Here is a 4,169-nt window from a genome sequence, read left to right on the forward strand (position 1 = left end):
TCAGGTCGTTGACGACCATGAACAGCGCCAGGTCGCCCACCACCTTGGAGGTCGGTGTGACCTTGACGATGTCGCCAAACAGCACGTTGACATCGGCATACGCCTTGGACACATCGGGCCAGCGGTGAGCTAGCCCCATGGCGCGGGCTTGTTCGCGCAAGTTGGTGTACTGGCCACCGGGCATTTCGTGGTTGTAGACGTCGGAGGTGCCCGAGCGCATGTCGGCCTCAAATGGCACATACGCGCGGCGCACGCCTTCCCAGTAATGCGACAGGGCCTGCATCGCCGCCAGATCGAGTCCGGGGTCACGCGCCGAGCCACTGAGTGCGGCTGCGATCGAGCCCAGGTTGGGCTGTGAGGTCAGGCCGCTCATGGCGTCGAGTGCGCCATCGACCGCATCGCACCCGGCGTCAATCGCCGCCAGCACGGAGGCCGCCGAGATGCCGCTGGTGTCGTGGGTGTGGAAGTGAATCGGCAAGCCGACCTCTTGTTTGAGCACGCGCACCAGTTCTGCTGCGGCACGCGGTTTGCAGACGCCGGCCATGTCTTTGATGCCCAGAATGTGAGCGCCGGCTTTTTCCAACTGCTTGGCCAGATTGACGTAATACTTCAGGTCGTACTTGCTGCGTTTGGCATCGAACAAGTCGCCGGTGTAGCACAGCGTGCCTTCGCACAATGCGCCGGTCTCGATCACGGCGTCCATCGCCACGCGCATGTTGTCGACCCAGTTGAGCGAGTCAAAGACGCGGAACACATCAACGCCGTTTTTCGCCGCCTGCTGCACAAAGTAGCGCACCACGTTGTCCGAGTAGTTGGTGTAACCCACGGCGTTGGAGGCGCGCAGCAGCATCTGGAACAGGATGTTGGGTGTCGCTTCGCGCAGGCGCGCCAGCCGTTCCCACGGGTCTTCCTTCAAAAAGCGCAGCGCCACGTCAAAGGTGGCACCGCCCCAGCATTCCAGCGAGAACAGTTGCGGCAACATGCGGGCGTAGTGCGGCGCAATCTCGACCATGTCGTTGGAACGCATGCGGGTGGCAAACAGCGACTGGTGGGCGTCGCGCATGGTGGTGTCGGTCAGCAGCACTTGTGGCTGGGCCTTCATCCAGCTAGCAAACTTATTCGGTCCCAGTTCTTTCAGCAAATCGCGCGTGCCTTTGGGGATCGGGGCGGTCAGGTCGCACACCGGCTTAATGGGTGCGGCCAGCGGCAGTGGCGGCAAAGTGCGGCCCTTCATTTCCGGGTTGCCGTTGATCGCCACTTCACCGAGGAATTTCAGCAGGCGGGTCGCGCGGTCGCGCCGTTTCGTGAAGTTGAACAACTCCGGCGTGGTGTCGATGAAGCGCGTGGTGCACTCGCCGGAGCGAAACAGCGGGTGCGCGATGACGTTTTCCAAAAACTGCAGGTTGGTCGACAAACCGCGCACGCGGAACTCGCGCAAGGCCCGGTCCATGCGGGCGGCGGCTTCATCCGGCGTGTGGCCCCAGGCCGTGACCTTGACCAGCAACGAGTCGTAATAGGGGGTGATCACGGCACCGGCATAAGCGGTACCCGCATCGAGTCGGATACCAAACCCGGCGGCGCTGCGGTAGACGGCAATCTTGCCGTAATCGGGCGTGAAGTTATTTTCCGGGTCTTCGGTGGTGACGCGGCATTGCAGCGCGTGGCCGCGCAGGGTGATGTCTTTTTGGTGCGGAATGAACGAGTCTTCATCGCCCACTTTGGCGCCTTCGGTGACGCGAATCTGCGCTTTCACGATATCCACGCCGGTAACCTGTTCGGTCACGGTGTGCTCGACCTGAATGCGCGGGTTGACCTCGATGAAGTAGTACTTGCTGGTGTCAACGTCGTACAGGTATTCAACCGTACCGGCGTGGCTGTAGTTCGCCTCTTTGGCCAGGCGCAGGGCAGACGCGCACAGTTCCTGGCGCGTGGCTTCATCCATGTAGGGCGCGGGCGCGCGCTCGACTACTTTTTGGTTGCGGCGTTGCACGGAGCAATCGCGCTCGAATAAGTGGACCAGATTACCGTGCCGGTCGCCGAGGATTTGCACCTCCACGTGGCGCGCGCGGCGCACCAATTTTTCCAAATAAACCTCGTCGTTTCCAAAAGCGGCCAGCGCCTCGCGCTTGGCCAGTTCCATCATCGGTGCCAAGTCGGCTTCGGTCTCGATCACGCGCATGCCGCGACCGCCACCACCCCAGCTGGCTTTGAGCATCAGCGGGTAGCCCACCGTCAGCGCCATGACTTTGGCGCCTTCAATGTCGTCCGGCAAGGCGCCGGTGGCAGGCACCACCGGCACGCCGGCTTTGACTGCCACGGCGCGTGCCGCAACCTTGTTGCCCAGCGTGCGCATCACATCGCCGTTGGGGCCGATAAAGGCAATTCCGGCGGCCGCACAGGCATCTGCAAAGTCCGGGTTCTCGGAAAGAAAACCGTAGCCGGGGTGAATCGCGTCAACCCCGGCCTCCAGCGCAATGCGGATGATGTCGGCGATGTCCAGGTAAGCCTGAATCGGCTTCTTGCCCTCACCGACCAAGTACGACTCGTCGGCCTTGAAGCGGTGCAGGGCAAACCGGTCCTCATTGGAGAAAATCGCAACCGTGCGGATGCCCATTTCAGACGCAGCGCGAAGCACTCGAATAGCGATTTCACTGCGGTTGGCCACCAGCAGGCTTTTGATTTTCTTCATAAGGATTAGTTCTCGCGAACGAGTAGCAAGGAAGTTGTGGAAGTTCGAACCATGTGCTCGGCAACACTTCCAACCAGGAAGCGCTCGAAGCCGCGTCGGCCATGCGTGCCCATCACGATCAGATCAGCGCCCCACTGGGTGGCTGCACCAATAATCATGTCGCCCAGACGCTTCTGCGCTGATTCGATCAACAAGACTTCAGCCTTCATGCAACCTGCCGCTTGGGCCTTGGCGAGTGCCTGCGCCAGCAAGGTGTTGCCATTGCTGCGCATCTCTTCCTTGACCTTGTCAACGTCGATGTAGGAGCCCAAGCCCATACCGTGCTGGGTCAGGGGGCCTTCGTCGGCGGCGTTGGCAATGCACAGGCTGGCGCCCAGTGCGCTCGCCAGTGTGATGGCCTCGTCAAGCGCTTTTTGCGCGGTTGTGCTGTTGTCGATAGCAACCAAAATACGTGTGTACATCATTAATCTCCAGAGTTATTTAACGACCATCAATGTGAACGGCCAGACATAAGCCTGCATCGTCACGTAGAGGCCCACCAGGCAGGCGAGGGCGATCGAGTGGAAGAACACGTAGCGAAGAATGTCGCCTTCGTGGTTGAACCAGCGGGTAGCGGTAGAGGCCACGACGATCGATTGCGCATCGATCATCTTGCCCATCACGCCGCCTGAACTGTTGGCCGCACCCATCAGGTTAGGAGACAGTCCGAGTTGTTCCGCAGCCACCCGTTGCATGCCACCAAAGAGCACGTTGGAGGCGGTGTCAGAACCGGTCATGGCCACACCGACCCAGCCCATCAAGGTGCCGAAGAAGGGGTAGAACACGCCGCTGTTGGCAAACGCCAGACCGAGCGTAGTGTCAGTGCCCGAGTAGCGCGTTAGCGTGCCCAGACCCAGCATCAAAACAATCGTCACGAGCGAGTAGCGCACCAGCCAGAAGGTGCGACCAAAGGTGCGCACGATTTCCATCGGTTTGTATTTCATGATCAGCGCGCCAATGATCGCCGCCAGCAAAATGCCGGTGCCGGTTGCGGACAACAGGTTGAGCACGTAGACGGCGCCTTCAGGGCTTGGTTTCGGTACCACCGGGGGCATTTTCATGACCAGGTTGTGCAGCCCATCCATGACGAATTTGGGTGCATAAAGGCCGTTCAGGAAGGCCTTCACGGGCGGCAGGCCCCAGACGAACACAAACACGGTCAGGATCGCCCAAGGGGTCCAGGCATTAATCTGCTCTTCGCGTGAATATTTCTGGAGGGCCACCGGGGCCTTGGCTTCGCCGCCATCGGTCTCGTGACCTTTCAGGTTAGGAGAGGTCCAGATCTTTTTAGGCTGCCAGACGCGCAGGAACAAAATCAGCGAAACCATCGACACAATCGCGGCAATGATGTCCACCAGTTCTGGGCCAATGAAGTTGGACACGAGGTACTGAGGAATGGCAAACGACAAACCGGTGACCAGAATCGCAGGCCAGATTTCCA

General features: G+C 60.3%; 3 protein-coding genes. All 3 read right to left on the minus strand.

The genetic code is table 11. The annotated features are described in order from the left end of the window. Nucleotides 1–2,689 (minus strand): pyruvate carboxylase (locus WCG50_RS17815; protein WP_336900938.1); only part of this gene is annotated, 2,689 nt, incomplete at its 3' end. Between the two features lie 5 nt (nucleotides 2,690–2,694). After that, on the minus strand, nucleotides 2,695–3,150 hold the full coding sequence (locus tag WCG50_RS17820) for a universal stress protein (RefSeq protein ID WP_336900939.1): 456 nt from the start codon (nucleotides 3,148–3,150) through the stop codon (nucleotides 2,695–2,697). Between the two features lie 15 nt (nucleotides 3,151–3,165). After that, nucleotides 3,166–4,169 (minus strand): L-lactate permease (locus WCG50_RS17825; RefSeq protein WP_336900940.1); only part of this gene is annotated, 1,004 nt, incomplete at its 5' end.

Source organism: Rhodoferax sp. (assembly GCF_037143375.1).
GTDB lineage: Bacteria > Pseudomonadota > Gammaproteobacteria > Burkholderiales > Burkholderiaceae_C > Rhodoferax.

Bases quoted from the DNA above. Each gene is read 5' to 3' on its own strand.
- WCG50_RS17820 (WP_336900939.1), bottom strand. From the start codon at position 3,150: ATGTACACACGTATTTTGGTTGCTATCGACAACAGCACAACCGCGCAA.